Below are 24,276 nucleotides of genomic sequence, written 5' to 3'. Positions count from 1 at the left end.
CCTCCGGCGGGGATATTTGAGCCAAGAGGAAGGGGGCGCCGATGATCCGGGTGCAGCACGACACGTTCAAGCTCGCGCAGGTCTTCACCATCTCGCGCGGATCGCGGACCGAGGCGAAGGTCGTCACGGTTTCGGTGGAACGCGACGGGATGAAGGGCTGGGGCGAATGCGTGCCCTACGCGCGCTATGGCGAGAGCCTCGACAGCGTCACCGACCAGATCGAGAGCGTGCCCGTCGATATCACGCGCGCCGAGTTGCAAGAGGCGCTGCCCGCGGGGGCGGCGCGCAACGCGCTTGACTGTGCGCTCTGGGATTGGGAGGCCAAGTCGAAGGGCGTTCCGGTCTGGGAACTGGCCGGGATCGCGAAGCCCGGTTCGCTGACCACGGCCTATACGCTGTCGCTCGATACGCCCGAGAATATGCGCGCGGCGGCGGCGAAGCAGGCCGCGCGGCCTTTGTTGAAGATCAAGCTCGGCACGCCCGAGGATCTGCCCCGGTTGCGTGCGGTGCGCGAGGGTGCGCCGAAATCGCGCATCATCGTGGATGCCAATGAGGGCTGGGAGATCGAGACCTTCCTCGATATCCAGGCCGAGTTGAAACATCTCGGCGTCGCTTTGGTCGAACAGCCCTTGCCCGCAGCCGCCGACGAAGCGCTGGCGGGGATCGAGCGGCTGGTGCCGATCTGTGCCGACGAGAGCTGCCATACGAGCGAGGGCCTGCTGGACCTGCGCGGCAAATATGACGTCATCAATATCAAGCTCGACAAGACCGGCGGGCTGACCGAGGCGCTGCGGTTGCGCGCGATCGCGCACTCGGAAGGGTTCGGCGTGATGGTCGGCTGCATGGTCGGCTCGAGCCTTGCCATGGCGCCCGCCATGCTGGTGGCGCAAGGGGCGGACTATGTTGATCTTGACGGCCCGCTTCTTCTGGCAGAAGACCGCGACGTGCCGCTGCGTTATGACGGCAGTGAGGTTTCGCCGCCCGAGCCCGCGCTCTGGGGCTGAGAATTCAAGGAGATCGAGATGAGCCGGATTGTCTATCTGAACGGGGAATACCTGCCCGAAGAGGAGGCGAAGATCTCGATCTTCGACCGCGGCTTCGTGATGGGCGATGCGGTTTATGAGGTGACGAGCGTTCTCGGCGGCAAGATCCTCGAATTCGAAGGTCACATGAACCGGCTCGACCGGTCGCTGTCCGAGCTGGAGATGACCTGCGATCTGACCCGCGACGAGTGGATCGAGATTCACCGCGAACTGATCAAGCGCAACAATATCGACGAGGGGATGGTTTACCTTCAGGTCTCGCGCGGCAATGCGGGCGATCGCGATTTCCACTATCCGCCCGAGGGCACGCCGCCGACGGTGGTGCTTTACACGCAGGCCAAGGAGAACCTGGCCGACGATCCGAAGGCGAAGGTGGGGATCAAGGTGATCTCGCTGCCCGACCTGCGCTGGCATCGCCGCGACATCAAGACGGTGCAGCTGCTCTATCCGTCGATGGCGAAGATGGCGGCCGAGAAAGCGGGCAAGAACGATGCCTGGTTCGTCGAGGACGGGTTCGTGACGGAAGGCTCGTCGAACAACGTCTATATCGTGAAGGGCGGGAAGATCATCACGCGCCATCTGAGCCATGACATCCTGCACGGGATCACCCGCGCGTCGCTGCTGAAATTCGCGGCCGAAAGCCAGATGGAGATCGAAGAGCGTCCTTTCACCATCGAGGAAGCGCAGAACGCCGATGAAGCGTTCTACACCTCGGCCTCGGCTTTCGTGATGCCGGTGGTCGAAGTCGACGGCGCGGCGATCGGCGATGGCAAGGTCGGCCCGGTGGCGGCGCGCCTGCGCGAGATCTATCTCGAAGAGAGCCTGAAGGCCGCGATCTGATCGCCTGTGATCTTTCGGTAAAAAGAAAAACGCCCCGGCCAGCCCAGCCGGGGCGTTTTCCTCTCACACGGGCGGCAGGTTCTCAGGCCGCCGCGTGAGCGCGGAACTGCAAGATGCCGGGGTCGAGCGCCTCGGGTGCGGTGCTGGCGATGATCAGGGCGGGCTCGCCCTCGATCTCGACCAGCGCGCCATTCGCGCAGGGCCGGAAACGGATATCCTCGCGACGCGGCGCGGGGCCGATCAGCTCAAGCAGGATGATGTCTCCCGGCTCGAAGCCTTCGACCACCGGCAGTTCCGGGAAGCTGCGCGCGGCGGGTGCCGCGGTCTTGGTCTCAGGCGAGAGTTCGGCGGTGGATCCGGGCGCGGATTGGAGGGCGGGCGCGGCAGGTTCTTCGTGCTGCGGCCCGGGCATGTGATCGGGGGCTGCGAGCATTTCCGAAATGCGCGAGAGGATCGCGGCGTCACGGGCCTCGCTCGCGGCCTCGTGCGGTGTCAGCGCGCGCGCCTCTTCGAGCGGCGCCACCGGTGCAATCTCGGTGGTCTGGTGGTACGGTGCAGGCGCGGATTTTCGTCGCAGCCTGGGCAGGCGCAGTTTGAGACGCGGCAGCGCCCATTTGCCCCGATGCGTGTCGGTGGCGACGGGCTTTGTCGCCTTGTCGCCTCCATCGCGCGCCCCGGCATTGGCCAACCCCGCCCCATTCGGGATTTGCTCGGCCCAGCTCAGCAGGCAGAGCGCCATTGTCACGGCAATGAAAAGTCCAAGCATAATCGTTAACCCCTATCCTGCCTTCGAGTCTCCGCATGCGGCGTGGGCAGGGCAAACGGTTTGTGGCGCGGAATCGACGCCATTGTTCAGCCTCGGTTAACCATTCGCGGAAGAGGCGGGGCATTGATGCGAAAAGGCTGAAAGGGAGAGTGGGGCCCTCTCGGGCTGCCATGAAAAAGGCCACGTCGGGCGTGGCCTTTTCGGGTTTGATTCGGCCCCGAGCCGGGTCAGGCGTAGGCGGGCAGCATCGCGTTGCCGTAGGTATCTTCGGCATAGATCGCGCCCGCCGCCTTGAGGGCCGCATAATCGACATCCTCGATCTGGGCCACGGTCTGACCGTTGAGCGAAACCTCGGCGCCCGAACCGCTCGGGCTGACCTGGAAATTGGAGACGTCGGCGAGATCGTCCACCTCGATCGAGAGGAATTCGCCCAGCGAGCCCGGGGCCGGGTTCGGGCCGAGATCGCCGAAATCGGTGATCGAGACGGGGTCCTCGCCGCCGGTCCACCAGATGCTGAAGAAGTCCGAGCCGCTGCCGCCGGTCATCGTGTCGCCGTCATTGCCATAGAGGTAATCGTCATTGGCCCCGCCATCGAGCAGGTCCGGCGCGTGATCGTAATCGGTGGCGATCAGCGAGTCGTCGCCATAGCCGCCAAAAAGCTCGTTCGAGCCCTCGAAATCGACCAGCGTATCGGCCCCGAGGTTGCCGCGCAGGGTATCGTCGCCCTGGCTGCCGGTGATCGCGTCATTGCCGTGACCGCCGTCGATGTAATCGTTGCCCGTGCCGCCGACCGCTCCGAAGAAGCCCGAGTTCTCGTAGGCTTCGATGAAATCCCCGGCTGTGGTGGCCTCCCACATGGCATCTTCGGCCTCGAGCGAGATCGTTCCCATATCGTCGCCATCACCGAGATAGATGTCGTCTTCGCCCGCGAGCCCGTAGACGGAATCGGTGCCGTCGGTGCCGCGGATCGTGTCGTCGCCATTGGTGCCCGTCGTCACCTGATCGGACGCGTCGACCTGGATCTCTTCGCCATCGCCGGTTTCGTGATCGGTTTCGTCGCGGACAGCGTCATTGTTGTCGTGATCGGAATCATCGTCGTTGAAAGCAACCGCGACCAAAGCAAGCGGCAGAAAAGAAAGAAGAAGAATCGCAAACATCCCTGACCCCCAGAGGAAAAATTAACGATTCGATATCACGCGCTTTCACGAGCGCGTCAACGATTATGGCAGGAATGTGCCTTCACGTTTTTCCTTGCGCGACAATGTGCTGCGAGATGCAGCATTGTTCGCAATCAGATGCCGCTTTCCGCGAGGACCCGCATCAGGATCGGGGCGAGTCGTTCCGCCCATTCGCGCTGGCCTTCTTCGGTCGAAATCAGGTCGTTGCGGACCTCGATCAGTACGTTCGGGCGGCCCTTGGCGAGCGCATGGCGGTCGATCGAGTCGCCCTCCAGATGGCCCAGATAGGGCTGGTTGTCGCCCACGCACAGATCGCCCTCGGCTTCCAGCGCCGCGATCATCTCACGGGCGAGACGCGGGTCGGCGGGCGCGTGCAGGATGGCGACCTGCCAGGGGCGGGGCTGCCGGCCGCGCAGCTGAGGCGTGTAGGAGTGGATGGCGCAGATCACGGTATCGTCGCGCCGGGCGGCGAGCTTTTCATAGGCCGCGTGATAGGGGCGGTGGAGCCGGTCGAGGCGCTTTTCCACCTCGGCGGCGTCGGCATGGCGGTTCGCGGGAATGATGGTGCCGTCATAGAGCTTCATCACAAGCGTCGGGTCATCCTCGCCCCGGTTCGGGTCGATCACCAGCCGCGAGAAATCCGTGGCGATCATCGGCGCATCGAGCCGCTCGGCCAGCGCTTCCGATAGCCCCAGCGCGCCCACGTCATAGGCGATATGGCGCGCCATATCCTCGGGCGAGATCCCCAGATCGCCCCCGTTCACCCAGTCGGGCACCGTGTTGCGCGCATGGTCGCAGGTCACGAGCCAGCGTGCCGGCCGCGCCTCTCCGCTAATCGTATATGCTGCCTTCTGCGTCATTTTCTCTTCACGCTTTGTCGATAACGCGGGGATAACGACAAAGAATGGCAGGCGCCAGTTGCGGCCCGCGACAAATTGCGCCATACGCTTAATTGGCCCACGACATGACAACTTTTTGAACGGAAAACGAGGACGCATGAGACGCCTTCGCAACGTGAAGATCGTGGCCACGCTGGGCCCCTCTTCTTCGGACTATGACAGCATCAAGGCCCTGTTCGTGGCCGGGGCCGACGTGTTCCGCCTCAATATGAGCCACGGCACCCATGACGAGCATCGCGCCCGTCACGCCATCATCCGCCAGCTCGAGGCCGAATATGGCCGCCCGATCGCGATCCTCGCCGATCTTCAGGGCCCGAAGCTGCGCGTGGGCACCTTCACCGCCCATGGCGCCGATCTCGAAGAGGGAGACAATTTCCGCTTCGATCTGGTGGACGAACCGGGCACCAATCACCGCGTGCGCCTGCCGCACCCAGAGATCTTCGCCGCCCTCGAGAAGGGGTCGGAGCTTCTGGTCAATGACGGCAAGATCCGCCTTCAGGTCAAGGATTGCGGCCCCGATTTCGCCGATTGCACGGTGACGGTCGGCGGCACGATCTCGGATCGCAAGGGCGTCAACGTCCCCGATGTGCTGCTGCCGCTGGCGGCGCTCTCGGAGAAGGACCGCAAGGATCTGGAATTCGCCTGCCAGATCGGCGTGGACTGGCTCGCGCTGAGCTTCGTGCAGCGTCCCGAGGATGTCGAAGAGGCCAAGACGCTCGCCAAGGGGCGTGCGGCGGTGCTCTCGAAGATCGAGAAGCCCTCGGCCGTGCGCAGCTTCGACGAGATCCTCGCGGTCTCCGACGGCGTGATGGTGGCGCGCGGCGATCTGGGCGTCGAACTTCCGGTGCAGGCGGTGCCGCCGATCCAGAAGCAGCTGATCCGCAAGTCCCGTGCCGCCGCCAAGCCGGTGATCGTGGCCACGCAGATGCTCGAGAGCATGATCGAGAGCCCGATGCCGACCCGCGCCGAGGTCTCCGACGTGGCGACCGCGATCTACGAGGGCGCCGACGCGGTGATGCTGAGCGCGGAATCCGCGGCCGGCAATTACCCGGTCGAAGCGGTCGAGACGATGAACAATGTCGCCGTCTCGGTCGAGAAGGATCCGACCTATCGCGAGATCATCGAGGCTTCGCGTTCGGCCGCGCGCCAGACCGTGGCCGACGGGATCGTGGCCGCCGCGCGCGAAATCGCGGAGACGACCGATATCGCGGCGATCTGCGCCTATACCCAGTCGGGTAAGACCGTCGCGCTGATCGCGCGCGAGCGTCCGCGCGTGCCGATCATCGCGCTCTCGCCGATCGACGCCACGCTGCGCCGGGTCTCGCTGAACTGGGGCGTGCATGCGGTCCGTTGCGGCGAGCTCGAACGCTTCAAGCAGGCGGTGGTCAACGCGGCCCGCGCGGCGCGCGATTTCGGCTTTGCCGACGAGACGCAGCAGATCGTGGTGACCGCGGGCGTGCCGTTCAACGTGCAGGGCACGACGAACATCCTGCGCGTGGCGCCCTGTGACGAGCGATTGATCTACCGCACCGACCCCGAGTAAGCTTCCTTTAGGGAATACGGCTTGTGGGAGCGTGCGATGGGGTTCGCCGCCAGCGAGAGCGATCTGATCCTCACGATCGGTCTTGGGATCGCGATCTTCGCGATCCCCGCAGCTTTCTCAGCCTTCTCCGATGAGCGCCCGCCGCGCGTGGCCTCGGTGGCGATGGTGCTTGCGCTGGGGCTCGTGGTGCTGGCTTTGGTTTCGAAGCCCGGCGGCTACAGGCTCAGGACGATCCCCGATGCGGTCGCCGCGACGATCGCGCGGGTGTTGAATTACTAGGCCGGAACGGGGTTTTCCCCCTTGCCAAACCTGCCGCGCCCGTCTATCAGGCGCGCTCTAACCCGCGCGGCCGGCCAATGTGGCATGCCGAGTCGCGCTTTCACACCCTGCAAAGGAGCTGTAAATGCCCAAGATGAAGACGAAATCCGCTGCCAAGAAGCGGTTCAAGTTCACCGCGACCGGCAAGGTCAAGGTGGGTCCGGCCGGCAAACGTCACGGCATGATCAAACGTTCGACGAAATTCATCCGCGAAACCGCCGGCACCATGGTGCTGAGCGAAGCGGACGCGAAGATCGTCAAGAAATACATGCCGTATAACCGCTGATTTCGGGAGACTTGAACAATGGCACGCGTCAAATCCGGTAAGGTCACCCACGCCTCGCACAAGAAAGTGCTCAAGAAGGCGAAAGGCTACTACGCCGCCCGCTCGCGCAACTTCCGCACCGCGACCCAGGCTGTCGACAAGGCGAACCAGTACGCCACCCGCGACCGCAAGGCCCGCAAGCGCAATTTCCGCGCCCTCTGGATCCAGCGTATCAACGCCGCCGTGCGCGCCGTCGATGCGGATCTGAGCTACTCGAAGTTCATCTTCGGCCTGGGCAAGGCCGGGATCGAAGTGGACCGCAAGGTTCTCGCCGATCTCGCCGTGCACGAGCCCGAAGCCTTCGGCGCGATCGTCGAGCAGGCGAAAGCCGCCGCTGCTGCGTAATCGCCCCGGCGAAAAGATTTGGGAAAGGCCGCTCCGATCGGGGCGGCCTTTTTCATTTGGCGGGCGGGGCAGGGGGCGCTGCCCGCCGTCGCCGGAGGGCGACAATCGTTGGTGAAAGAGGGGGCGCTGCCCCCTCTGGCTTCGCCATTCACCCCCGAGATATTTTCATCAAGAAGAAGAGAGCCGAGGTTGTCGGTCAGACCCCGACATCGGGTCCCTGGCAACTCAGCGGTTCGTGACTTTCACTGAGCGAGACAAGAGGCTCGCCGGTACTGTCTCCCCTGAATTTCGCCACCAGTCCCTGCGCACTGTCGTAGAAGGTCCAGCATTGCAGCGGCACCTCTTCGCCGTAATCGAAGCAGATATATTGCCCGCTCTGATACCAGTCGCCTTCCTTGCATTCATCTTCTGTGAAGGCCCAGATCACCTTGTGGCCGGGCTTGTACTGCTCGACCCCGTAGGGCTTGCCGAAGGCGGAATAGGTGATCGTGCGCCCCACCGTGCGCGCGTCGAACTCCTCTGCGGTGAGCGGCGGGCCGAGATCGTCTTGCGCAAGGGCCGTGACGGGCAGCAGGAGCGCGAGGGCAAGGGCTGGGATCGGACGCATGGGGCTGGGAGCTCCTCGGTGACGGTTGGCGCCAGCCTGCCAGATCGGGCCGCCCTTGCCTAGAGACGCAGGGTCGCGCTCTTGCCCTGTCCGAGAGCCTTGACGCGCTTGTCCATCACCCGGCGCCAAAGCGGCGGGATCAGCGCGAGCGACGCCATCGCGGGCAGGGACCGGGGCAGGATCGGACGTTGCCGGGCATCGAGCTGGCCGAGCCGCAGCGCCGGGTATTCCCGGCCCGGATGGGCATGGTGATCGGAATGGCGCGGGGCGTTGAGCATCCACAGCGAGGTCACCGGATGGGGGGCGTCCCAGCTATGGCGCGTGTCGACGGGCTCGTAGCTGCCATCCCCGCGCCGTGCGCGGGCAAGCCCGTAATGCTGGACATAGTCCGCAAGCAGGATCTGCAGCTGGGCATAGGCGCAAAGGGCCAGATAGGCGAGCGCGCCGCGGGCCCCGAAGAGAATGCCGAAGAGCATCACGAACCACAGCCCGCCCAGCACATAGGAAGGATAGGGGCCGATCCGGGCGAGCAGTGCCCGCACCCGCTGGCCCAGCGGTGCGCTCGGGTCGGGCTTGGGCAGACGGGCGGCGCGGCCGCGTTCCATCTCGTATCCGGCGACGAAGCTGCCGATCCAGGCGCGCGGCAGGAAGGCCCAGTACCCCTCGCCGAGCTGGGCGGAATTCGGATCGTCGGGGGTGGCGACGAACCGGTGATGGACCAGCCGATGCGCCGAGCTGTGATGGCCGTAGAGCAGCGAGATGTAGATCCACTTGCCGAGCAGGAAGAGCCGCCGGTCGGAGCGGTGGATCAACTCATGCGCGTTGGAATTCGACACCTGGCCGAAGAAGAGCCCGAAGGCGAGCAGCACCGCGATCCAGCTTGATCCTTCGAGCCGCGTGAAGCCCGAGAGGGCCGCGACGCCGAGAAAGAGGAGCAGGAAATGCACCCCGCCAAGCGCCACCGAGAGCGCATCGGCGGCCGGAAATTCCGAGCCCTCGGGCGCGTCGGGGCTGGGGCGGGCGATGATCTCGTCGAGCATGAAGAGGCACAAACCGATCCAGATCAGTGACGCCCAGGCAGCGATTCCGCCGAAGATGCCCGCGAGGATCAGCAGCGGCACCGGCAGGAAGGTCACGATCGCGAAGGTGTCGACTTCGGGGATTTCGCGGCGCAGTCCGAACAGCGTCGCAAGCGGCCCCGGCAGGCGGGAGCGCTTTGCACCTTGTTCGTGTTCCGGCGTCTGCTTCAGGTCCGGTTCGATAGCCATGACAGTCTCGCAACTTTCCTCGTATTGTCTTCGCGATTTCGACCTTTTTGTGGCGGGGCTTGCTGGCTGTGGAAAAATCTGCGCCTGTTGCGGGGATGATGCCTGCACCTCTGATCTGTCTCTCGCTCGCCGCCATTTTCGCACTGATCTACCTCTTGCGCCATGCCGGAGGCCCGCAAAGCCGTGCCAAGAGCGTGAGCAAGACGGCGGCCGTCGTGGCGCTGGTGCCGATGGCGGGGCTTGCCGGGGCGCCGCTGCCGATCCTCGCGGGGCTTGCACTCGGAGCGGTGGGCGATTTCGCACTTTCTCGCGACGGCCAGCGCGCCTTTCTCGTCGGTATGGCGGCCTTTGCCGCGGGCCATCTCGCCTATCTCTGGGCGTTTCTCGACCTGGGCGCGATGCCCTCGGGCTGGACGATCGGGCTGATCGCGCTCGGGCTTTCAACCGAGTTCTGGCTGCTGCCGCGCACGGGTGGCCTGTGCTGGCCGGTGCGCGGCTATATCTGGATCATCGTCGCGATGGCTGCCGCCGCCATGGGCCTGCCGGGCGGGCTCTGGCCGGTGATCGCGGGCAGCGCCGCCTTCGTCGCCTCCGACATGATCTTGGCGCTCGAGCTCTTTGTGCTGCGCGACGCGCGCGCCAAGCTGTTCGCCTCGCGCGCGCTCTGGGTGCTCTATTGGGGCGGGCAGGCGCTGATCGGATGGGGTGCGGGCGCGTCGATGGCGGCGGGATAAGCCTTCCATCCTTGGCTGCGATGAACTAGGTGAAAGCGGAAGGAAAGGCTTGTCCCATGTCGTTTTTCAAGAAGCTCAAATCCCGCCTGACGCGCTCCTCCTCGAAGCTCGAGCAGGGGCTCGAGGATATCGTGGCGGAAAATGCCGCGCCCGAGGATGAGGTGGAGACGCCGGAAGCTCCTCCAGCCGAAGCTGCGCCGCCCGCGGCTCCCGAGACGATCAATCTCCCCGATCCGACGCCACCCGCGCCGGGCTATGTCCCCGCGCCGGTGACCGAGCCGGTCGAGGAGGAAAACGCGCAGATCGCCAAGGCGCCGCTCGATATCGAGCCGGCCCCCGAACGCCCCGATCCCGGCCCGAAGAAACCGGGTCTCTTCGGGCGCATCTTCGGTGGCGAGGCGAAACCCTCCGAGCCGCGCCGGGTGCTCGATGACGAGATGTTGGAGAGCCTCGAAGAGCTGCTGATCGCTTCCGATATGGGGGTCGATACGGCGCTGCGGGTCTCGGCGAACCTTGCCGAAGGCCGGATGGGGCGCAAGCTCTCGGTCACCGAGATCAAGGTCCTGCTGGCGCAGGAAATCGCGCGGATCATGGAGCCGGTCGCCAAACCGCTGCCGCTCTATCCGAAAAAACCGCAGGTGGTGCTGGTCGTGGGCGTGAACGGCTCGGGCAAGACCACCACGATCGGCAAGCTCGCCTCGCAATTCCGCGCCGCCGGCAAGAAGGTGGTGATCGCGGCAGGCGACACGTTCCGCGCCGCCGCCGTCGAACAGCTCCAGGTCTGGGGCTCCCGCGCAGGCGTGCCGGTGCTGACCGCGCCGGAAGGCTCCGATCCAGCCTCGCTCGCCTTCGATGCGATGAAGAAGGCCGAGGCGGAAGGGGCGGATCTGCTGATGATCGACACCGCGGGCCGGTTGCAGAACCGCGCCGATCTGATGGAGGAGCTCGCCAAGATCGTGCGCGTGATCCGCAAGGTCGACGAGAGCGCGCCGCATAACACGCTGCTGGTTCTGGATGCCACGACGGGTCAGAACGCGCTGAGCCAGGTCGAGGTCTTCCGCAAGATCTCGGATGTGTCGGGTCTGGTGATGACCAAGCTCGACGGCACCGCGAAGGGCGGCGTTCTGGTGGCGCTTGCCGACAAGTTCGGCCTGCCCATCCATGCGATCGGCGTGGGCGAGCAGATCGACGATCTCGCGCCGTTCGATCCCGCGGAATTCGCCCAGGCCCTCGTCGGTCTCGAGAGCTGAACGGGGTACGGGGGCGCTGTCCCCCCGTGCTGACGCGCTCCCCTTCCCGCGTGTTTTAGCTCAGACCGCGCGGTCGAGCTTCGTGGTGAGGTGGATGAAGCTTTCCGAGTTCTGCACGCCGGGGATCTCGCCGATCACGTCGAGCACGGCATCGAGCTGCTGCGTCGAATTCGCCGCGATCTGGAGCAGCAGATCGACACGGCCCGAGGTGGTGATGATGCGCTCGATCTCGGGCAGGCTGCGCAGTTTCTGCAAGATCGCAGGCTGAACGCGCAGGTCGATCTCGAGCAGGGCTGTCGCCCGAAGCCGCCCGGCTTTGGCGGCCTCCCCAAGCTTCACCGTGTATCCCGCGATCACACCGCCGGTTTCCAGCCGTTCGAGCCGCGCCTGAACGGTCGAGCGCGCGATCCGGAGCCGTCGCGCCATGGTCGCGAGCGACATCCTTGCATCGCCCGAGAGAAGCCCGAGGATCTTCTGATCAAGTTCGTCCATGCTCTACCTTACAATTTGACCGGCAATTTCGTCATTATAACGATATTTCGCATCATTTTTGTACTTTCGTCTGGTGAAAATGTGCCCCATATCGCGGAGCATCGAAAGACAGGAAAAGGGCGGCTCATACGTACCTTGCCTGCGGTCTGGTTGAAACGCGTAAGCGCTCTCCCAACCCGCGAAAGGGGCAAGAGGTGGCTGCACTCATCGGCGAAGGAGAAAGCCTGTGGGACTGTCGAAAACGATCTGGGCGAACCCCGTTGAAGTCATCCGTACCAAGCAGCCGGATCATCCGGTGCTGGTCTTCGCGCCGACCGTGCTGCAAGCCACGGCGCGCCGTTTCCTGCGCGGCTTTCCGGGTCTCGTGACCTATGCGGTCAAGTCGAACCCCGACGAGATGGTGATCGAGAACCTCGTCGCCGCCGGTATCCGTGGCTTCGACGTGGCTTCGCCCGCCGAGATCGCGATGATCCGCAAGATCGCGCCTGCGGCGGCGCTGCATTACCATAACCCGGTGCGCGGGCGCGACGAGATCGCCTTCGCGGTGGCGCAGGGTGTGAAGACCTGGTCGGTCGACTCGGTCTCGGAACTCGACAAGCTGATCGAGATGGTGCCCGCCGAAGGTTGCGAGATCTCGGTGCGCTTCAAGCTGCCGGTTTCGGGTGCTGCCTACAATTTCGGGGCGAAGTTCGGCGCGACGTCCGAGCTTGCGTCGGTGCTGCTCTCGCGCGCGCAGGCGGCGGGGTTCATCCTTTCGCTGACCTTCCACCCGGGCACGCAATGCACCGACCCGATGGCTTGGGATGCCTATATCCGTGCCGCCGCCGAGATCGCGCGCAACGCGGGGGTCGAGATCGCGCGGCTCAACGTGGGGGGCGGTTTCCCGAACCACCGCGTGCAGGGGCCGGCGCCCGTGCTCGAGGAGATCTTCGCTCTGATCGAGCGCGTGACCGGCGAGGCCTTCGGTGCGGCGCGTCCCGCGCTGGTCTGCGAGCCGGGCCGAGGTCTTGTGGGCGATGCCTTCGTGCATGTCACCCGGATCAAGGCGCTGCGCGACGGCGTGCATGTGTTCCTCAATGACGGCGTCTATGGCGGTCTGGCCGAGCTACCGCTCATCGGCAATATCGACCGCGTCGCGGCGATTTCGCCCGAGGGCGAGATTCGCTCGGAGGCCGCGCGGCCGCGCGTCGTTTTCGGGCCGACCTGCGACTCGGTCGATCGGCTGCCGGGGGAGCTGGGCCTGCCGATGGACCTGCAAGAGGGCGATTTCCTCGTCTTCCGCGGCATGGGCGCCTATTCGAGCGCGACCAACACCCGCTTCAACGGCTTCGGCCAGCTTGAGGTGGTGACGGCGCTCAGCCTCGCATTCTGAACCGTCCCCCGCGCGCTGTAACCAAGCTGCGCGGGGCGTGGATGCAAATAAGCGAAACTTATCCTACACTCGGATCCATAAGTTCTGCTTATCCGAAGGGATCGATCGATGCGCGGGCTGTTCGAGCGTCTGATCTCGGCCTTCCGTCGCCGCAGTCCCGAGCGGGCCGAGGCGCGGCAGGTGGCGCATGGGCGCGGGCCGCTCGATCACGTTCTCCTGCTCGACGGTACGATGGGGTCACTGCGCCCGGACCGGCTGACCTCGATCGGGATGATCTATCGGTTCCTGCGCCGCGCCGCCCCGAAAGTATCGGTCTATTACGGGCGCGGTCTGCAATGGCGCGAATGGCATGACGTCTCGGATGTCTGGTTCGGCTTCGGGGTAAACAAGCAGATCGAGCGTGCCTATGGCTGGCTTGCGATGCGCTATCGCCCCGGCGACCGGATCTTCCTGATCGGCTATTCGCGCGGCGCCTTCGCGGCACGCTCGCTGGCGGGCATGATCGAACGGGTGGGGCTGTTGCGGCCCGAGCATGCGATCGAGCGCAACACGCGGTTGGCCTGGCGCCATTACGAGACCGAGGCGCCCGCCCCGATCATGGCGGGGTTCCGGCGCAGCCTGTGTCACGAGAGCGTGCCGGTCGAAATGGTAGGCGCCTTCGACACGGTACAGGCGCTGGGGATACGTCTGCCCTTCTTCTGGCTGGTGCGCGCGGCACAGGTGCGCTTTCACGATCATCACCTCGGGCAAAGCGTGCATCACGGGTATCAGGCGCTGGCGCTCGACGAGACGCGATCGGTTCTCGAGCCTCTGATCTGGGATAGCGAGGGGACGGGGGCGGACCGGATCGAGCAGCGCTGGTTTCGCGGCGCGCATGGCGATATCGGCGGGCAGCTTGGCCATTTCGGCGATGCGCGGCCCCTGGCGAATATTCCTCTGGTCTGGATGCTGGAGAGGGCCGAGGGGTTGGGGCTCGTTCTGCCGCCGGGATGGGCACAGGAATTCGCGCGCGACGCCACGGCGCCCTCGGTTGGGACATGGGGCGGCTGGGCCAAGTTCTTCTGGCTGCGCGCCCCGCGCGTCGTGGGGCGCGATCCGAGCGAGGGGCTGCATGAGAGCGTCACGTTGCCCGAGCGCTCGCACGCGCTGTTCCGCCCGCGCATCCTGCGCCCCGAGATCCGCCGGGTTCCGCCCCAGGCCCCGGCGGGGGAGGGCTCAGAGCTCGGGCGTCATGATGAAGCAGGTGGCGGTGCCGGTGGCGTAGAGGCGTCCGTCCTCGGCGCCCCGGATCTCGCCCCGCGCGACGCCGGTTGAGCGCCCGATATGGTCGAGCTGGCCCAGGCCGATCACCTCGGTCCCGGGCTTGATCGCGCGGATCAGGTTGACCTTGAATTCGAGCGTGGTCTGGGTCTGTCCCTTCTTGAGCCCGGTGATCACCGCGCAGGTCATCACCGTGTCGAGCATCATCGCATACCAGCCGCCGTGAATGCCGCCATAGCCGTTGGTCTGCGGATGGCCGGGCGTGCCGCGGCAGGTAACGCGACCCTCATCGGCTTGGGTGATGCGGTAGGCCATCAGCTTCTGCACGGTGGGCGAGGGCACCTCGCCGGAGACCATCTTGCGGATATAGTCGAGCCCCGGCATCGAGAGCACCTCCTCGAGCGGGAGGAAGTCTTCCGGGCCTTCGGCGAAATATTGGTCTGGCATGTGGGGTCCTTTCCGTGTCGGGCCTTAAGCTATCGTGGCGGCGCGGAAAGGGAAGGGGGGCGAGTGGCGGCTTCGAGCCCACCTTGCAAAAATCCTGCGTTGCCGCCAACGTCCGATATGCGGAATATCGAATTGGCGCGTTGGTGGCCAGCGCATAGGAGGAAACGAGTATTCTCTACAATGCCCAAAGAAATGCAGCTCTTGTTGGAGCAGCTATTATTACTCTTGGCTTTATCCCGGTTCCATTGACCGATCCATCACTGCCCAAGGCAACTTGGTTCGAATGGACGATTGCTGTTTTGCCCTTGATGCCAATAACCATATTGGTGCTCTCAATCGTTAGCCATCGGAAAATGCCGGTAGTTTTTGCGACGGTCCTTGCTCTGGTGATTTTAATCGCCGGGACGTTTGTGACCCTCGTTATGATGGCGCTGTCGGGCGGCGGAACAAAGTTGGTCTTCCTGCACGGGACTGCTCTGACGACAGCGTGTGCCTCATCCTTTCTGTTGATCTCAACCGTTGGGAAAAAAGCAAGATTGGTTGCATTCGGCGTTTACATGTTTCCTGTGTTAGTCGGAGTTTGGTCGCTAGCTATGGTTCCACTCGCTTACTCAAGCGCCGTGGAAATATCTTCGGGCCGTGCATTCTGCATTGGTGAACACAGTCCGATAGAGAGAGAACTAGGATCCATCATGGGACTGCGCGGCTTGTCCTTCTATACAACAGGGTCAGGTTACAAAATTGGAGACACTTGGTATTTTCATGGCCTACTTCTCGTTGAAGATGGCGGTGATATAGACGTGTTCAATTGGTCGCCTCGCCACATGGAATTTCAGGCAGTCGAACGGCCTCAGCTACTGTTTGAAAGCCCATTCAAATCTTGCGAGCCTAAGGCGAAATTTCTTCAAGATCTGAACCTATTTTAGGGAGTATGGCAAGCCGAGCGGACATTGATTGCCGGATGCCGAAGGTCCGCTCCGTCCCGCAAAGCTGACATCGCACACCCGCCCCCAGCCAAAGAAAAAGGGCCCAGCCGGGCCCCCTCCACTCACTCCGCTCCACCACCCTTTCAGGCGACGTTCTCCAGCACCGCTTCGGGCGTCACACCCAGCGCGTGGCAGACGTCGCGGGTCAGGCCGGGGCGGTTGAGCGTGTAGAAATGCAGGTCTTCCACGCCGCCCTCGATCAGCTTGTCGCAAAGCTCGGTGCACAGCGCGGTGGCCAGCAGCTGCTCGCGGTCGTCGCGGATCGCGGCTTCGAAGGCTTCCTCGACCCATGCGGGGATGGAGGTGCCGCAGCGTTGGGCGAAGTTCTTCGCGCCCTTCCAGGACTGGATCGGCAGGATGCCGGGGATGATCTTGGCGTTGATGCCTTCGCGCTCGCAGGCGTCGCGGAAGCGGAAGAAGGTCTCGGCCTCGAAGAAGAACTGGGTGATCGCCGAGGTTGCGCCCGCCTCGACCTTGCGCTTGAGCCAGCGCACGTCGGCCAGCGGATCGGCGGCTTCGGGGTGCGGCTCGGGGTAGGCGCCTGCGCGGATCGTGAAGCGGCCATCCTCGGCCAGCGCCTCGATCAGCTCGACCGACGACGCAAAGCCTTCGGGATGCGGAACGAAGCCCTTGGCGCCTTTCGGCGGATCGCCCCGCAGCGCCACGATCTCGGTCACGCCCACTTCGGCATAGGAGTTCACGATCTCCATCGTCTCGGCGCGGGTCGCCTCCACGCAGGTCAGGTGCGCGGCCACGTTGAGCCCGTAATTCTTGTGGATCGTGCCGACCGCCTCATGGGTGAGCTTGCGCGTCGTGCCGCCCGCACCATAGGTCACCGAGACGAACTCGGGCTGGAGCGGCGCCAGAACCTGCGCGGTTTCCCACAGCCGGAAGGACGCATCGAGCGTCTGGGGCGGGAAGAATTCGAAGCTGACCTTGGGCGTCGTCATGGGAGTATGTCCTTTCGTTCGCTCTCTTGTGCCAGATCGGGCTTTGTGAGACAAACTCATAATCCTCAAAATGGTTATGAGCGTAACTACAAGATGCATCTCGAGTTCCGGCACCTGCGCACGATCAAGGCGATTCACGATGCGGGCGGGCTCGCGAAGGCGGCGGATGTTCTGCACATAACACAATCGGCGCTGTCGCATCAAATCAAGGGGCTGGAAGACCAGGCGGGGGTGGAGCTGTTCGTGCGCCGCTCGAAGCCCTTGAAGCTGTCGGCGGCGGGGATGAAGCTGTTGCGGCTGGCCGAGCGTATCCTGCCCGAGATCGCCGCGACCGAGGCCGAGTTCGAGGCGCTGCGGTCCGGGCGCGCCGGGCGGCTGCATATCGCGATCGAGTGCCATGCCTGTTTCGACTGGCTCTTCCCGGTGCTGGAGCGTTTCCGCCATGCCTGGCCCGATATCGACGTGGATATCCGCCCCGGACTGGCCTTCAAGGCGCTGCCCGCGCTTGCGCGCGAAGAGGTGGATCTGGTGATTTCCTCGGATCCCGAAGAGATCGAGGGCGTCACCTTCAACCCGCTCTTCGATTATGCGCCGACCTTCATCGCCGCCGCCAATTCTCCGCTGGCCGCGAAACCCTTTATCGAGGCCGAGGATTTCGCCGATCAGACGCTGATCACCTATCCGATCGACCGGGGCCGCTCGGACATTTTCACCCAGTTGCTCACGCCCGCGCGGGTCGAGCCGAAAGCTGTGCGGCAGGTGGAACTGACGGCGGTGATCCTGATGCTGGTCGCCTCGAATCGCGGTGTGGCGGTGCTGCCCGACTGGGTGCTGCGCGAGGTGAAATATCAGCCCGATTACATCACACGTCCCGTCACCGAACATGGTCTGACCAAGCGGCTCTATGCGGCGACCCGCACCGAGGACGCCACCCAGCCCTTCATGGCGCATTTCCTGCGCCTCGCGCGCACCGAGCCGGTGAAGCTGCAACGCGCCTGAGCCCTCGAATTGGCTGAAATATAGCGGGGACTCCCGCAGGGAGCGGGGCAGAGCCCCTCCGCGGGCGTCACCCTGCGCCAAAGGCCTTGGATTTTCCCTCCAACCCCTGTAAGGCAGCCGCTTGAAACGCGAAGGAGCCCCCAGATGCAAGGCAGCGCAAACCTCAACCTGATGATCAAGGCCGCCCGCAAGGCAGGCCGCTCGCTGGTAAAGGATTTCCGCGAGGTCGAGAACCTTCAGGTCTCGTCCAAGGGGCCGGGTGACTTCGTGTCGAAAGCCGATCGCGAGGCCGAGCGCATCATCAAGGAAGAGCTGCGTACGGCGCGCCCCTCCTATGGCTGGATCGGTGAGGAAACCGGCGAGGAAGACGGTGAAGATCCGACGCGCCGCTGGATCGTCGACCCGCTCGACGGCACCACGAACTTCCTGCACGGTCTGCCGCATTGGGCGATCTCGATCGCGCTCGAGCACAAGGGCGAGGTTATCGCCGGCGTGATCTTCGATGCGGCGAAAGACGAGATGTATTACGCCGAGAAGGGCTTGGGCGCTTACATGAACGAGACCCGCCTGCGCGTCTCGGGCCGCAACCGGATGATCGAGTCGATCTTCGCGACCGGTGTGCCTTTCGGTGGCAAATCGACCCTTCCCGCGACGCTCCAGGACCTTGCCAAGCTGATGCCGCAATGTGCGGGCGTGCGGCGCTGGGGCTCGGCGGCGCTCGATCTGGCTTATGTGGCCGCTGGCCGCTACGAGGGCTATTGGGAGCGTGGGCTGAATGCCTGGGATATCGCTGCGGGCCTGATTCTGGTGAAGGAAGCCGGTGGCTTCGTCGAGGCCGTGCGCGAGGGTCGATCGGTTCTCGAATCGGGGTCGGTGATCGCGGCCAATGCCGAGATGTTCCCGACGCTTGCGAAAACGATCCGCACAAACGACTGATATCACTTCTATTTCTGGCGTTGTGCGAAAGGTGGGCATATTTGTTCACTCTTCGTTCATTCCCCTGTGCCAGCCTGTCCGGGCTGCCATAGGAGGGATGCTGCCATGCTCCACCAATTTGAGGGGGTCGATCCGGGCCCCCGCCCGATTGATATCGCGCTATGTGCGCCGTCCGGCCTTCTGCCGATGGAACGGACACTGGACGATCTTCGCAGGGCGTCCGCTGATCTTGCCCACGCGGAGGCCGCCGAAATCATCGCGCGGCATCGTCTGGGCCAGCTCGACGAGATGATCGCGGGCTGCGAGGATGACGCAGGCGAAGTCGATGCCGAAACGGCGCAGGCGCTGATGGGCGCGGCCGATGGGCTGAGGGAGGAACGCGATAGTCTGGCCGAGACCTTGCCGCTGGAGCTTGGTTTTCATGCGGACCGGCGCGACGCGGCCAGTGAGCGGATCCACACCGCGCAGCGCAAGCTGCGCACGATGTTGCAGATACCCGAGCATTTCGGCTGGCTCGAAGAGGATCGCGACCTGTTGGCACAGGCGCGCGACGCCCTGCGCTTCGAACCCGCGACACTGGCCGAGAGCGCCCGGCAGGAGGCGCGCGCACGCCTTAGTGACGGGCTGGCGGCAATGCCGCTTGCGGCGCGGAGGCAGGGAGATCTGTTGCGCTCCGTCGCCGGTGCGGCCCGTCGCCTCGTCGATGAGGTGCGGCGCCGCGATAGCTGAGCCTCAGTCGCGCTTTGGGATATCCAGACCGCGTTGAACGGCCGGACGCGCCAGAAAACGATCGAGATAGGCCGGCACGTTCTTCAGGTCGTCCCACCCGGTGATCTCGGTCGCCATGTAGATCTCGCGCAGGGTGCGCAGCCAAGGGCAGATCGCGATATCGGCAATGGAGTAGTCGCCTGCGATCCAGTCGCGTCCCTCAAGCGCCCCGTCGAGTACCTTCAGAAGCCGTTCCACTTCGGCGCGATAGCGCTCTTTCGGGCGCGGATCCTCGATCTCGGAGCCTGCGAACTTATGGAAAAATCCGAGCTGACCGAACATCGGGCCGATCCCGCCCATCTGGAACATCAGCCATTGCAGCACCTCGTAGCGCTGCGCCTGCGGCAAAAGTTGCCCGGTCTTTTCTGCAAGATAGATCAGGATCGCCCCGCTCTCGAAAAGCGGAAGAGGCGCGCCCTCAGGGCCATTCGGGTCGATGATCGCCGGGATCTTGTTGTTGGGGTTGAGCGAGAGAAACTCCGGCGTCATCTGGTCGTTCTCGCTGAACCGCACGAGATGGGGCTCATAGGGAAGGCCCGTCTCCTCAAGCATGATCGAGACCTTCACCCCGTTCGGCGTCGGCAGGGAATAAAGCTGGATCACGTCGGGATCGGCGGCGGGCCATCGGCGGGTGATCGGAAATTGCGATAGATCGGACATGGGACCTCCTGAATTTGCGTCACCCAAGCAAATTTTCCCCGTAACGAAAAGGTGCCGCAGCGCGCAGCCCGTGTTACGGTTCGCAAATCGCATGGCGCGAACTGCAAAATTAGGGGCAGCGAATGATTCAAGAATTCAAGGATTTCATTGCCAAGGGCAATGTCATGGACATGGCCGTCGGCATCATCATCGGCGCGGCCTTCACCGCGATCGTGACGTCGCTGGTGGGCGATCTGATCAACCCGATCATCGGGGTGATCACGGGCGGGATCGATTTCTCGAACCTGTTCGTCAATCTTGGCGAGGGCGAATACGCCTCGCTGGCGGCGGCACGCGAAGCGGGGGCGCCGGTCTTCGCCTATGGGGCTTTCATCACGGCCGTGATCAACTTCCTGATCATCGCCTTCGTCGTGTTCCTGCTGGTCAAGATGGTCAACCGGATCAAGGCGGCGGCGGAGAAGCCCGACGATGTGGCGCCTGAGGTGCCGACCGGCCCGAGCGAGCTCGACGTGCTTCTCGAGATCCGCGACGCGCTCAAGAAATAAGGCGCGAGAGAGACGAAAAGGCCCGGGAATTCCCCGGGCCTTTTGCTTGTGCGAGAGAAGCGCTCACTCGGCCGCGTGCAGCAGCGTCTGCGTGTCGTTGAGCGGCAGTCCGAGCGCTTCGGCCACCGCCGCATGGGTGATCATCCCGGCATGGACGTTGAGGCCCGCCGCGAGATGCGGATCTTCGGCGCAGGCGCGTTCCCAACCCTTGTCGGCCAACGCGATCAGGAAAGGCTGCGTCGCGTTCGAGAGCGCGAGGGTCGAGGTGCGCGCCACAGCGCCAGGCATGTTCGCCACGCAGTAATGCATCACGCCATCGACTTCGAAGACAGGATCGTCATGAGTGGTAGCGCGCGAGGTTTCGGCGCACCCGCCCTGATCGATCGCGACGTCGACGATCGCGGCACCCGGTTTCATCGTCTTGAGCATCTCGCGGGTGATCAGCTTGGGCGCGGCCGCGCCGGGGATCAGCACCGCACCGATCACCATATCGGCGCTGGCGACCAGCGCCTCGGTCTCGGCTTTGGAGGAATAGGCGGTGCGGAAGAGCCCGCCAAACGTGTCGTCGAGATAGCGCAGGCGCGGCAGCGATTTGTCGAGCACGGTCACATCAGCGCCCATCCCGGCAGCCACGCGCGCGGCATTGGTGCCCACGACGCCGCCGCCGATCACCACGACTTTCGCAGGGGCCACGCCGGGCACGCCACCCATCAGCACGCCGCGTCCGCCATTGGCCTTTTGCAGCGTCCACGCGCCCATCTGCGGCGCAAGACGGCCCGCAACCTCGGACATCGGCGCCAGAAGCGGCAGGGTTCCATCCTTGGCGGTCACGGTCTCGTAGGCGATGCAGGTCGCCCCCGATGCCATCAGGTCCTTCGCCTGCGCTTCGTCGGCGGCAAGGTGAAGATAGGTGAAGAGGATCTGACCTTCGCGCAGCATCTTGCGCTCGGAGGCCTGCGGCTCCTTCACCTTCACGATCATGTCGGCCTGCGCGAAGACGGTTTCGGCATCGGCTACGATCGTCGCGCCCGCCGCCTCGTAGTCGCTGTCGGCAAAACCTGCGCCCGCACCGGCCCCGGCTTCGATGAGAACCTCATGGCCATGCGCCACGGCTTCGGCCGCCGCCGCCGGGGTCAGCCCGACCCGAAATTCCTGCGCCTTGATCTCGCGCACCGATCCGATCTTCATCGCGTTTCCTCCTCAATGCGATTGGAACGTCCTGCGCCCAGTATCGGGTCCGTCACATGCAAGTGCTTTGCCAATTCGCGATTGCTGCCGGGGCGCTGCGCCCGTATCTTCGGCGCAATGGCATTAAACCGGCAGGAAATTGCATGAGCGACAAGCTGGACGCGACGGATCGCCGGCTTTTGACGGTGTTGCAGAAACAGGGGCGAATCTCGAATGCCGAACTGAGCGAACGGGTGAACCTCTCACCCTCGGCCTGTCATCGGCGTGTGCAGCGCCTCGAGGAAGACGGCTATATCCGCGATTACGTGGCGCTTTTGAATCCGCGCAAGCTGGGCCGGACCACGACCGTCTATGTCGAGATCAAGCTTTCGAGCCAGGCCGACGAGGTGCTGGATGCGTTCGAGGGGGCGGTGCGCAAGGTGCCCGAGGTGCTCGAATGTCACCTGATGGCGGGGGCGGCGGATTACCTGTTGAAGGTGGTGGCCGAGGACGCCGAGGATTTCGCGCGGCTGCACCGGGCGAAGCTCGCGAACCTGCCCGGCGTGGCGCAGATCCAGTCGAGCTTCTCGCTCAAATGCGTGCTCTCGACGACGGCGCTTCCGGTCTAGCTTCGCCAGAACCGGGGCAGGAAAACGACGAGGATCGCGAGCATCCCGATCCGGCCGAGCAGCATCGCCAGCGTCATCAACCAGGTCGCGGCATCGTTGAAATCGACCATCGTGCCGGTGCGGTCGGTCAGCGGCCCGACGCCGTAGCCGATATTGCCAAGCGCCCCCCAGGTCGCGAACAGCGCGGAGACGAAATCGGCACCCGTCATCGAGATCCCGACCGAGATCACCCCGAGCGCGAGAATGTAGCCGGTGAAATAGAGAATGAGCGAGGAGAGCACGTCGTCTTCGAGGAGCTTGTCGCCGAGGCGCGGCAGGATCACCCGGTGGGGGGCGTGCAACCGGCGCACCGCCGTGCGGATCACCGCGCCAAGCGCCTGCCAGCGAAAGACCGAAAGCGCCCCCGAGCTCGACCCGGTGCAGCCGCCGATCAGCCCGACCCAGTAGACAAGCACCACAGCGAAACTGCCCCAGCTGCTGACATTGGCTGTGCCGAACCCCGTGCCGGTCATGATCGAGGACAGGTTGAAGGCGGCGGAGCGGAATGTCGGTTCGATTCCTTGCGGATCGTGGGTGTAGCGCCAGACCAGAAGTGCAGTCAGCGCGATGGAGAACCAGCGCAGGAAAGTCCGAACCTGCGGGTCTCCCCAGAACGGGCCGAGATTGCCGTGGCCGAGCTGGACGTAGCGGATGAACGGCAGGGCGGAGCCGAGCATGAAGATCACGCTCGCGTATTGCGCGGCGGGTGAGAAGCTCGCGAAGGATGTGTCATGCGTACCGAACCCCCCCGTGGCGATCGTCGCCATCGCGTAGCAGATCGCGTCGAATGCGCTCATTCCGGTCGCGGCATAGCTGATCGCGCAGGTAGCGGTCAGCGAGAGGTAGACCCAGAGCAGTGAGCGCGCGATATCGCCCGCGCGCGGCATTACCTTGCCCAGCGTGTCGAACCCCTCGGTCTGGAAATAGCGCATGCCGCCGATGCGCAGCACCGGCAGGAAGATCATCGCGACGAAGGCGATCCCGAGTCCACCGAACCAGTTGAGCATCCCCCGCCAAAGCAGCACCGAGCGCGGCATGTCGTCGAGATCGGAAAACACGGTATAGCCGGTGGTGGTGATGCCGGAGGCGGCCTCGAAATAGGCGTCGGTCCAGCTGGCATTCGGGGCGCCGTCGATGAAGGGCAGCCCCGCGAAGAAGGGCAGGCCGAGCCAGATCGCGGCGGTCAGAAGGTAGGCCTGCCGGGTCGTCAGCCCGCCCGCGCGTTCGCCTTGGGTGGCCAGCGCGAGGAGCGTGCCGGAGAGGGTCGTCTCGATCGCGGCCTCGAAGAACTCACGCCAGTTGCCCGAGCCATCGAGCAGGTCGATCCCGGTCGGGACAAGCATCGAGACCCCGAGCGCCGTCAGGATCAGGCCGAAGAGGTGAAGAACGGGCCGGAAATCGGACATGGGTGTGAGCGGATCCAGCCAGGGCGATCGGTGAACGCCGGTAGGGTAGGCGGCTGGCGGCGCAAGGCAAGCGCAATCTGGTGTCGTGGGGTCCTGTCGTGGGGCCCGTGGCGTGCCGGACCCCGAGAAACCAAAAACCCCCGCGGCCAGGCCTCGGGGGTCATCGGTGCGGGCAAGCCCGCCAGCATTTTCAGGCGCCTTTGCAGACGCGGAGCGGTGCGCTTAGAGCGCGCCTTCGCGCTGAGCCTTCTTGCGTGCCAGTTTACGGGCACGGCGGACGGCTTCGGCTTTCTCGCGCGCTTTTTTGACCGAGGGTTTCTCGAAATGCTGCTTGAGCTTCATTTCGCGGAACACACCCTCGCGCTGAAGCTTTTTCTTCAGAGCACGGAGCGCCTGTTCGACGTTGTTGTCGCGAACGCTGACCTGCATGTGGTGTCACCACCTTCCTAAGTTAGAGTTGCAGTTGCTTGCAGGAGCGCTCCATATAGAGGCCAAAGGGCGGTT

Annotated in this window: 28 protein-coding genes; 16 read left to right on the top strand and 12 right to left on the bottom strand. The window is 64.4% G+C overall.

Annotation, left to right across the window (positions count from 1 at the left end):
• Nucleotides 1-41: 41 nt before the first annotated feature.
• Nucleotides 42-1,004: an N-acetyl-D-Glu racemase DgcA gene (dgcA, locus tag BMG00_RS05650; protein WP_078573621.1), complete on the top strand. Its 963-nt coding sequence runs from the start codon at nucleotides 42-44 to the stop codon at nucleotides 1,002-1,004.
• Between the two features lie 18 nt (nucleotides 1,005-1,022).
• Entirely contained in the window at nucleotides 1,023-1,883 is an 861-nt protein-coding gene (locus BMG00_RS05645) for a D-amino-acid transaminase (protein WP_078525271.1), read from the top strand.
• 82 nt (nucleotides 1,884-1,965) lie between these two features.
• Here BMG00_RS05645 and BMG00_RS05640 read toward each other — a convergent pair whose 3' ends face one another.
• From BMG00_RS05640 to BMG00_RS05630, 3 genes are all read right to left on the bottom strand, one after another.
• A complete protein-coding gene (locus BMG00_RS05640) occupies nucleotides 1,966-2,649 on the bottom strand; it encodes a hypothetical protein (RefSeq protein WP_078573620.1) in 684 nt (227 codons plus the stop codon).
• Nucleotides 2,650-2,876: 227 nt separating this feature from the next.
• Nucleotides 2,877-3,806 (bottom strand): calcium-binding protein, encoded by a 930-nt coding sequence (locus tag BMG00_RS05635; protein ID WP_078525266.1) that lies wholly within the window; start codon nucleotides 3,804-3,806, stop codon nucleotides 2,877-2,879.
• A 134-nt stretch (nucleotides 3,807-3,940) separates the two neighbouring features.
• A complete protein-coding gene (locus tag BMG00_RS05630) occupies nucleotides 3,941-4,687 on the bottom strand; it encodes an N-formylglutamate amidohydrolase (RefSeq protein WP_078574253.1) in 747 nt (248 codons plus the stop codon).
• Between the two features lie 136 nt (nucleotides 4,688-4,823).
• Here BMG00_RS05630 and pyk point away from each other — a divergent pair, with 136 nt between their 5' ends.
• The 4 genes from pyk (at nucleotide 4,824) to rplT (ending at nucleotide 7,257) form a co-directional block, all read left to right on the top strand.
• A complete protein-coding gene (pyk, locus tag BMG00_RS05625; protein WP_078525261.1) occupies nucleotides 4,824-6,269 on the top strand; it encodes a pyruvate kinase in 1,446 nt (481 codons plus the stop codon).
• 36 nt (nucleotides 6,270-6,305) lie between these two features.
• Entirely contained in the window at nucleotides 6,306-6,548 is a 243-nt protein-coding gene (locus BMG00_RS05620) for a hypothetical protein (protein ID WP_078525259.1), read from the top strand.
• Between the two features lie 124 nt (nucleotides 6,549-6,672).
• The gene (gene rpmI / locus BMG00_RS05615; protein WP_078525257.1) at nucleotides 6,673-6,873 is read left to right on the top strand and encodes a 50S ribosomal protein L35; all 201 of its coding nucleotides are present in this window, start codon (nucleotides 6,673-6,675) and stop codon (nucleotides 6,871-6,873) included.
• Nucleotides 6,874-6,891: 18 nt separating this feature from the next.
• Nucleotides 6,892-7,257 (top strand): 50S ribosomal protein L20, encoded by a 366-nt coding sequence (gene rplT / locus BMG00_RS05610; protein WP_038077331.1) that lies wholly within the window; start codon nucleotides 6,892-6,894, stop codon nucleotides 7,255-7,257.
• Between the two features lie 196 nt (nucleotides 7,258-7,453).
• On the opposite strand, the gene BMG00_RS05605 is transcribed toward rplT, so the two are convergent.
• Entirely contained in the window at nucleotides 7,454-7,864 is a 411-nt protein-coding gene (locus BMG00_RS05605; protein ID WP_078525255.1) for a hypothetical protein, read from the bottom strand.
• Between the two features lie 59 nt (nucleotides 7,865-7,923).
• The gene (locus BMG00_RS05600) at nucleotides 7,924-9,132 is read right to left on the bottom strand and encodes an alkane 1-monooxygenase (protein ID WP_078573619.1); all 1,209 of its coding nucleotides are present in this window, start codon (nucleotides 9,130-9,132) and stop codon (nucleotides 7,924-7,926) included.
• A 98-nt stretch (nucleotides 9,133-9,230) separates the two neighbouring features.
• Between BMG00_RS05600 and BMG00_RS05595 the strand changes: the two genes are divergently transcribed.
• Both BMG00_RS05595 and ftsY read left to right on the top strand, forming a co-directional pair.
• Nucleotides 9,231-9,866: a lysoplasmalogenase family protein gene (locus BMG00_RS05595; RefSeq protein ID WP_078574252.1), complete on the top strand. Its 636-nt coding sequence runs from the start codon at nucleotides 9,231-9,233 to the stop codon at nucleotides 9,864-9,866.
• 56 nt (nucleotides 9,867-9,922) lie between these two features.
• On the top strand, nucleotides 9,923-11,116 hold the full coding sequence (gene ftsY / locus BMG00_RS05590; RefSeq protein WP_078573618.1) for a signal recognition particle-docking protein FtsY: 1,194 nt from the start codon (nucleotides 9,923-9,925) through the stop codon (nucleotides 11,114-11,116).
• A 60-nt stretch (nucleotides 11,117-11,176) separates the two neighbouring features.
• Here ftsY and BMG00_RS05585 read toward each other — a convergent pair whose 3' ends face one another.
• Nucleotides 11,177-11,608 carry an Lrp/AsnC family transcriptional regulator gene (locus tag BMG00_RS05585; protein WP_078525249.1) on the bottom strand — a complete coding sequence of 144 codons (432 nt, stop codon included), beginning with the start codon at nucleotides 11,606-11,608 and terminating at the stop codon, nucleotides 11,177-11,179.
• Between the two features lie 226 nt (nucleotides 11,609-11,834).
• On the opposite strand from BMG00_RS05585, the gene BMG00_RS05580 reads away from it, so the two are divergent.
• Nucleotides 11,835-12,980: a type III PLP-dependent enzyme gene (locus BMG00_RS05580; protein WP_078573617.1), complete on the top strand. Its 1,146-nt coding sequence runs from the start codon at nucleotides 11,835-11,837 to the stop codon at nucleotides 12,978-12,980.
• Between the two features lie 108 nt (nucleotides 12,981-13,088).
• Nucleotides 13,089-14,294, top strand: coding sequence for a DUF2235 domain-containing protein (locus BMG00_RS05575; RefSeq protein WP_078573616.1), 1,206 nt, complete (start codon nucleotides 13,089-13,091; stop codon nucleotides 14,292-14,294).
• Here BMG00_RS05575 and BMG00_RS05570 read toward each other — a convergent pair.
• Complete coding sequence (locus BMG00_RS05570) at nucleotides 14,196-14,687, bottom strand: PaaI family thioesterase (RefSeq protein ID WP_078573615.1); 492 nt, start codon at nucleotides 14,685-14,687, stop codon at nucleotides 14,196-14,198. The two genes, BMG00_RS05575 and BMG00_RS05570, sit on opposite strands and share 99 nt — an antisense overlap.
• Nucleotides 14,688-14,932: 245 nt before the next feature.
• Here BMG00_RS05570 and BMG00_RS17470 point away from each other — a divergent pair, with 245 nt between their 5' ends.
• Nucleotides 14,933-15,613, top strand: coding sequence for a hypothetical protein (locus BMG00_RS17470; protein WP_146642563.1), 681 nt, complete (start codon nucleotides 14,933-14,935; stop codon nucleotides 15,611-15,613).
• Between the two features lie 143 nt (nucleotides 15,614-15,756).
• Here BMG00_RS17470 and metF read toward each other — a convergent pair whose 3' ends face one another.
• On the bottom strand, nucleotides 15,757-16,623 hold the full coding sequence (metF, locus tag BMG00_RS05565) for a methylenetetrahydrofolate reductase [NAD(P)H] (protein WP_078573614.1): 867 nt from the start codon (nucleotides 16,621-16,623) through the stop codon (nucleotides 15,757-15,759).
• Between the two features lie 93 nt (nucleotides 16,624-16,716).
• Between metF and BMG00_RS05560 the strand changes: the two genes are divergently transcribed.
• The 3 genes from BMG00_RS05560 to BMG00_RS05550 all read left to right on the top strand — a co-directional run bounded on the left by BMG00_RS05560 (nucleotide 16,717) and on the right by BMG00_RS05550 (nucleotide 19,287).
• On the top strand, nucleotides 16,717-17,622 hold the full coding sequence (locus tag BMG00_RS05560) for a LysR family transcriptional regulator (protein WP_078573613.1): 906 nt from the start codon (nucleotides 16,717-16,719) through the stop codon (nucleotides 17,620-17,622).
• A 144-nt stretch (nucleotides 17,623-17,766) separates the two neighbouring features.
• Complete coding sequence (locus tag BMG00_RS05555) at nucleotides 17,767-18,558, top strand: inositol monophosphatase family protein (RefSeq protein ID WP_078525235.1); 792 nt, start codon at nucleotides 17,767-17,769, stop codon at nucleotides 18,556-18,558.
• 105 nt (nucleotides 18,559-18,663) lie between these two features.
• Nucleotides 18,664-19,287: a hypothetical protein gene (locus BMG00_RS05550; protein WP_078525233.1), complete on the top strand. Its 624-nt coding sequence runs from the start codon at nucleotides 18,664-18,666 to the stop codon at nucleotides 19,285-19,287.
• A 3-nt stretch (nucleotides 19,288-19,290) separates the two neighbouring features.
• On the opposite strand, the gene BMG00_RS05545 is transcribed toward BMG00_RS05550, so the two are convergent.
• Complete coding sequence (locus BMG00_RS05545) at nucleotides 19,291-19,986, bottom strand: glutathione S-transferase N-terminal domain-containing protein (protein ID WP_078525231.1); 696 nt, start codon at nucleotides 19,984-19,986, stop codon at nucleotides 19,291-19,293.
• Between the two features lie 122 nt (nucleotides 19,987-20,108).
• Between BMG00_RS05545 and mscL the strand changes: the two genes are divergently transcribed.
• On the top strand, nucleotides 20,109-20,531 hold the full coding sequence (mscL, locus tag BMG00_RS05540) for a large conductance mechanosensitive channel protein MscL (RefSeq protein WP_078525229.1): 423 nt from the start codon (nucleotides 20,109-20,111) through the stop codon (nucleotides 20,529-20,531).
• A 63-nt stretch (nucleotides 20,532-20,594) separates the two neighbouring features.
• Here mscL and ald read toward each other — a convergent pair whose 3' ends face one another.
• The gene (ald, locus tag BMG00_RS05535) at nucleotides 20,595-21,719 is read right to left on the bottom strand and encodes an alanine dehydrogenase (protein WP_078573612.1); all 1,125 of its coding nucleotides are present in this window, start codon (nucleotides 21,717-21,719) and stop codon (nucleotides 20,595-20,597) included.
• A gap of 143 nt (nucleotides 21,720-21,862) precedes the next feature.
• On the opposite strand from ald, the gene BMG00_RS05530 reads away from it, so the two are divergent.
• Nucleotides 21,863-22,327: an Lrp/AsnC family transcriptional regulator gene (locus tag BMG00_RS05530; RefSeq protein ID WP_078525225.1), complete on the top strand. Its 465-nt coding sequence runs from the start codon at nucleotides 21,863-21,865 to the stop codon at nucleotides 22,325-22,327.
• Here the strand turns inward: BMG00_RS05530 and BMG00_RS05525 are convergent.
• Both BMG00_RS05525 and rpsU read right to left on the bottom strand, forming a co-directional pair.
• The gene (locus BMG00_RS05525) at nucleotides 22,324-23,772 is read right to left on the bottom strand and encodes a TrkH family potassium uptake protein (RefSeq protein WP_078573611.1); all 1,449 of its coding nucleotides are present in this window, start codon (nucleotides 23,770-23,772) and stop codon (nucleotides 22,324-22,326) included. The two genes, BMG00_RS05530 and BMG00_RS05525, sit on opposite strands and share 4 nt — an antisense overlap.
• 222 nt (nucleotides 23,773-23,994) lie before the next feature.
• Entirely contained in the window at nucleotides 23,995-24,201 is a 207-nt protein-coding gene (rpsU, locus tag BMG00_RS05520) for a 30S ribosomal protein S21 (protein ID WP_011748553.1), read from the bottom strand.
• Between the last annotated feature and the right edge of the window lie 75 nt (nucleotides 24,202-24,276).

The sequence above is a fragment of the Thioclava marina genome (genome assembly GCF_002020135.1).
GTDB lineage: Bacteria > Pseudomonadota > Alphaproteobacteria > Rhodobacterales > Rhodobacteraceae > Thioclava > Thioclava marina.
The sequence above is the reverse complement of the archived record's forward strand: the minus strand, read 5'-3'. Positions and strand labels throughout refer to the sequence as shown.

Excerpts from the sequence above, each read along its gene's own strand:
- BMG00_RS05530 (WP_078525225.1), top strand. The coding sequence starts at position 21,863 with ATGAGCGACAAGCTGGACGCGACGGATCGCCGGCTTTTGACGGTGTTG.
- rpmI (WP_078525257.1), top strand. The coding sequence starts at position 6,673 with ATGCCCAAGATGAAGACGAAATCCGCTGCCAAGAAGCGGTTCAAGTTC.
- BMG00_RS05585 (WP_078525249.1), bottom strand. The coding sequence starts at position 11,608 with ATGGACGAACTTGATCAGAAGATCCTCGGGCTTCTCTCGGGCGATGCA.
- BMG00_RS05605 (WP_078525255.1), bottom strand. The coding sequence starts at position 7,864 with ATGCGTCCGATCCCAGCCCTTGCCCTCGCGCTCCTGCTGCCCGTCACG.
- BMG00_RS05525 (WP_078573611.1), bottom strand. The coding sequence starts at position 23,772 with ATGTCCGATTTCCGGCCCGTTCTTCACCTCTTCGGCCTGATCCTGACG.
- BMG00_RS05620 (WP_078525259.1), top strand. The coding sequence starts at position 6,306 with ATGGGGTTCGCCGCCAGCGAGAGCGATCTGATCCTCACGATCGGTCTT.
- dgcA (WP_078573621.1), top strand. The coding sequence starts at position 42 with ATGATCCGGGTGCAGCACGACACGTTCAAGCTCGCGCAGGTCTTCACC.
- mscL (WP_078525229.1), top strand. The coding sequence starts at position 20,109 with ATGATTCAAGAATTCAAGGATTTCATTGCCAAGGGCAATGTCATGGAC.
- BMG00_RS05600 (WP_078573619.1), bottom strand. The coding sequence starts at position 9,132 with ATGGCTATCGAACCGGACCTGAAGCAGACGCCGGAACACGAACAAGGT.
- ftsY (WP_078573618.1), top strand. The coding sequence starts at position 9,923 with ATGTCGTTTTTCAAGAAGCTCAAATCCCGCCTGACGCGCTCCTCCTCG.
- BMG00_RS05545 (WP_078525231.1), bottom strand. The coding sequence starts at position 19,986 with ATGTCCGATCTATCGCAATTTCCGATCACCCGCCGATGGCCCGCCGCC.
- BMG00_RS05645 (WP_078525271.1), top strand. The coding sequence starts at position 1,023 with ATGAGCCGGATTGTCTATCTGAACGGGGAATACCTGCCCGAAGAGGAG.
- ald (WP_078573612.1), bottom strand. The coding sequence starts at position 21,719 with ATGAAGATCGGATCGGTGCGCGAGATCAAGGCGCAGGAATTTCGGGTC.
- BMG00_RS05630 (WP_078574253.1), bottom strand. The coding sequence starts at position 4,687 with ATGACGCAGAAGGCAGCATATACGATTAGCGGAGAGGCGCGGCCGGCA.
- BMG00_RS05555 (WP_078525235.1), top strand. The coding sequence starts at position 17,767 with ATGCAAGGCAGCGCAAACCTCAACCTGATGATCAAGGCCGCCCGCAAG.
- BMG00_RS05635 (WP_078525266.1), bottom strand. The coding sequence starts at position 3,806 with ATGTTTGCGATTCTTCTTCTTTCTTTTCTGCCGCTTGCTTTGGTCGCG.
- pyk (WP_078525261.1), top strand. The coding sequence starts at position 4,824 with ATGAGACGCCTTCGCAACGTGAAGATCGTGGCCACGCTGGGCCCCTCT.
- BMG00_RS05560 (WP_078573613.1), top strand. The coding sequence starts at position 16,717 with ATGCATCTCGAGTTCCGGCACCTGCGCACGATCAAGGCGATTCACGAT.
- rplT (WP_038077331.1), top strand. The coding sequence starts at position 6,892 with ATGGCACGCGTCAAATCCGGTAAGGTCACCCACGCCTCGCACAAGAAA.
- rpsU (WP_011748553.1), bottom strand. The coding sequence starts at position 24,201 with ATGCAGGTCAGCGTTCGCGACAACAACGTCGAACAGGCGCTCCGTGCT.
- BMG00_RS05550 (WP_078525233.1), top strand. The coding sequence starts at position 18,664 with ATGCTCCACCAATTTGAGGGGGTCGATCCGGGCCCCCGCCCGATTGAT.
- BMG00_RS05570 (WP_078573615.1), bottom strand. The coding sequence starts at position 14,687 with ATGCCAGACCAATATTTCGCCGAAGGCCCGGAAGACTTCCTCCCGCTC.
- metF (WP_078573614.1), bottom strand. The coding sequence starts at position 16,623 with ATGACGACGCCCAAGGTCAGCTTCGAATTCTTCCCGCCCCAGACGCTC.
- BMG00_RS05640 (WP_078573620.1), bottom strand. The coding sequence starts at position 2,649 with ATGCTTGGACTTTTCATTGCCGTGACAATGGCGCTCTGCCTGCTGAGC.
- BMG00_RS05595 (WP_078574252.1), top strand. The coding sequence starts at position 9,231 with ATGCCTGCACCTCTGATCTGTCTCTCGCTCGCCGCCATTTTCGCACTG.
- BMG00_RS05575 (WP_078573616.1), top strand. The coding sequence starts at position 13,089 with ATGCGCGGGCTGTTCGAGCGTCTGATCTCGGCCTTCCGTCGCCGCAGT.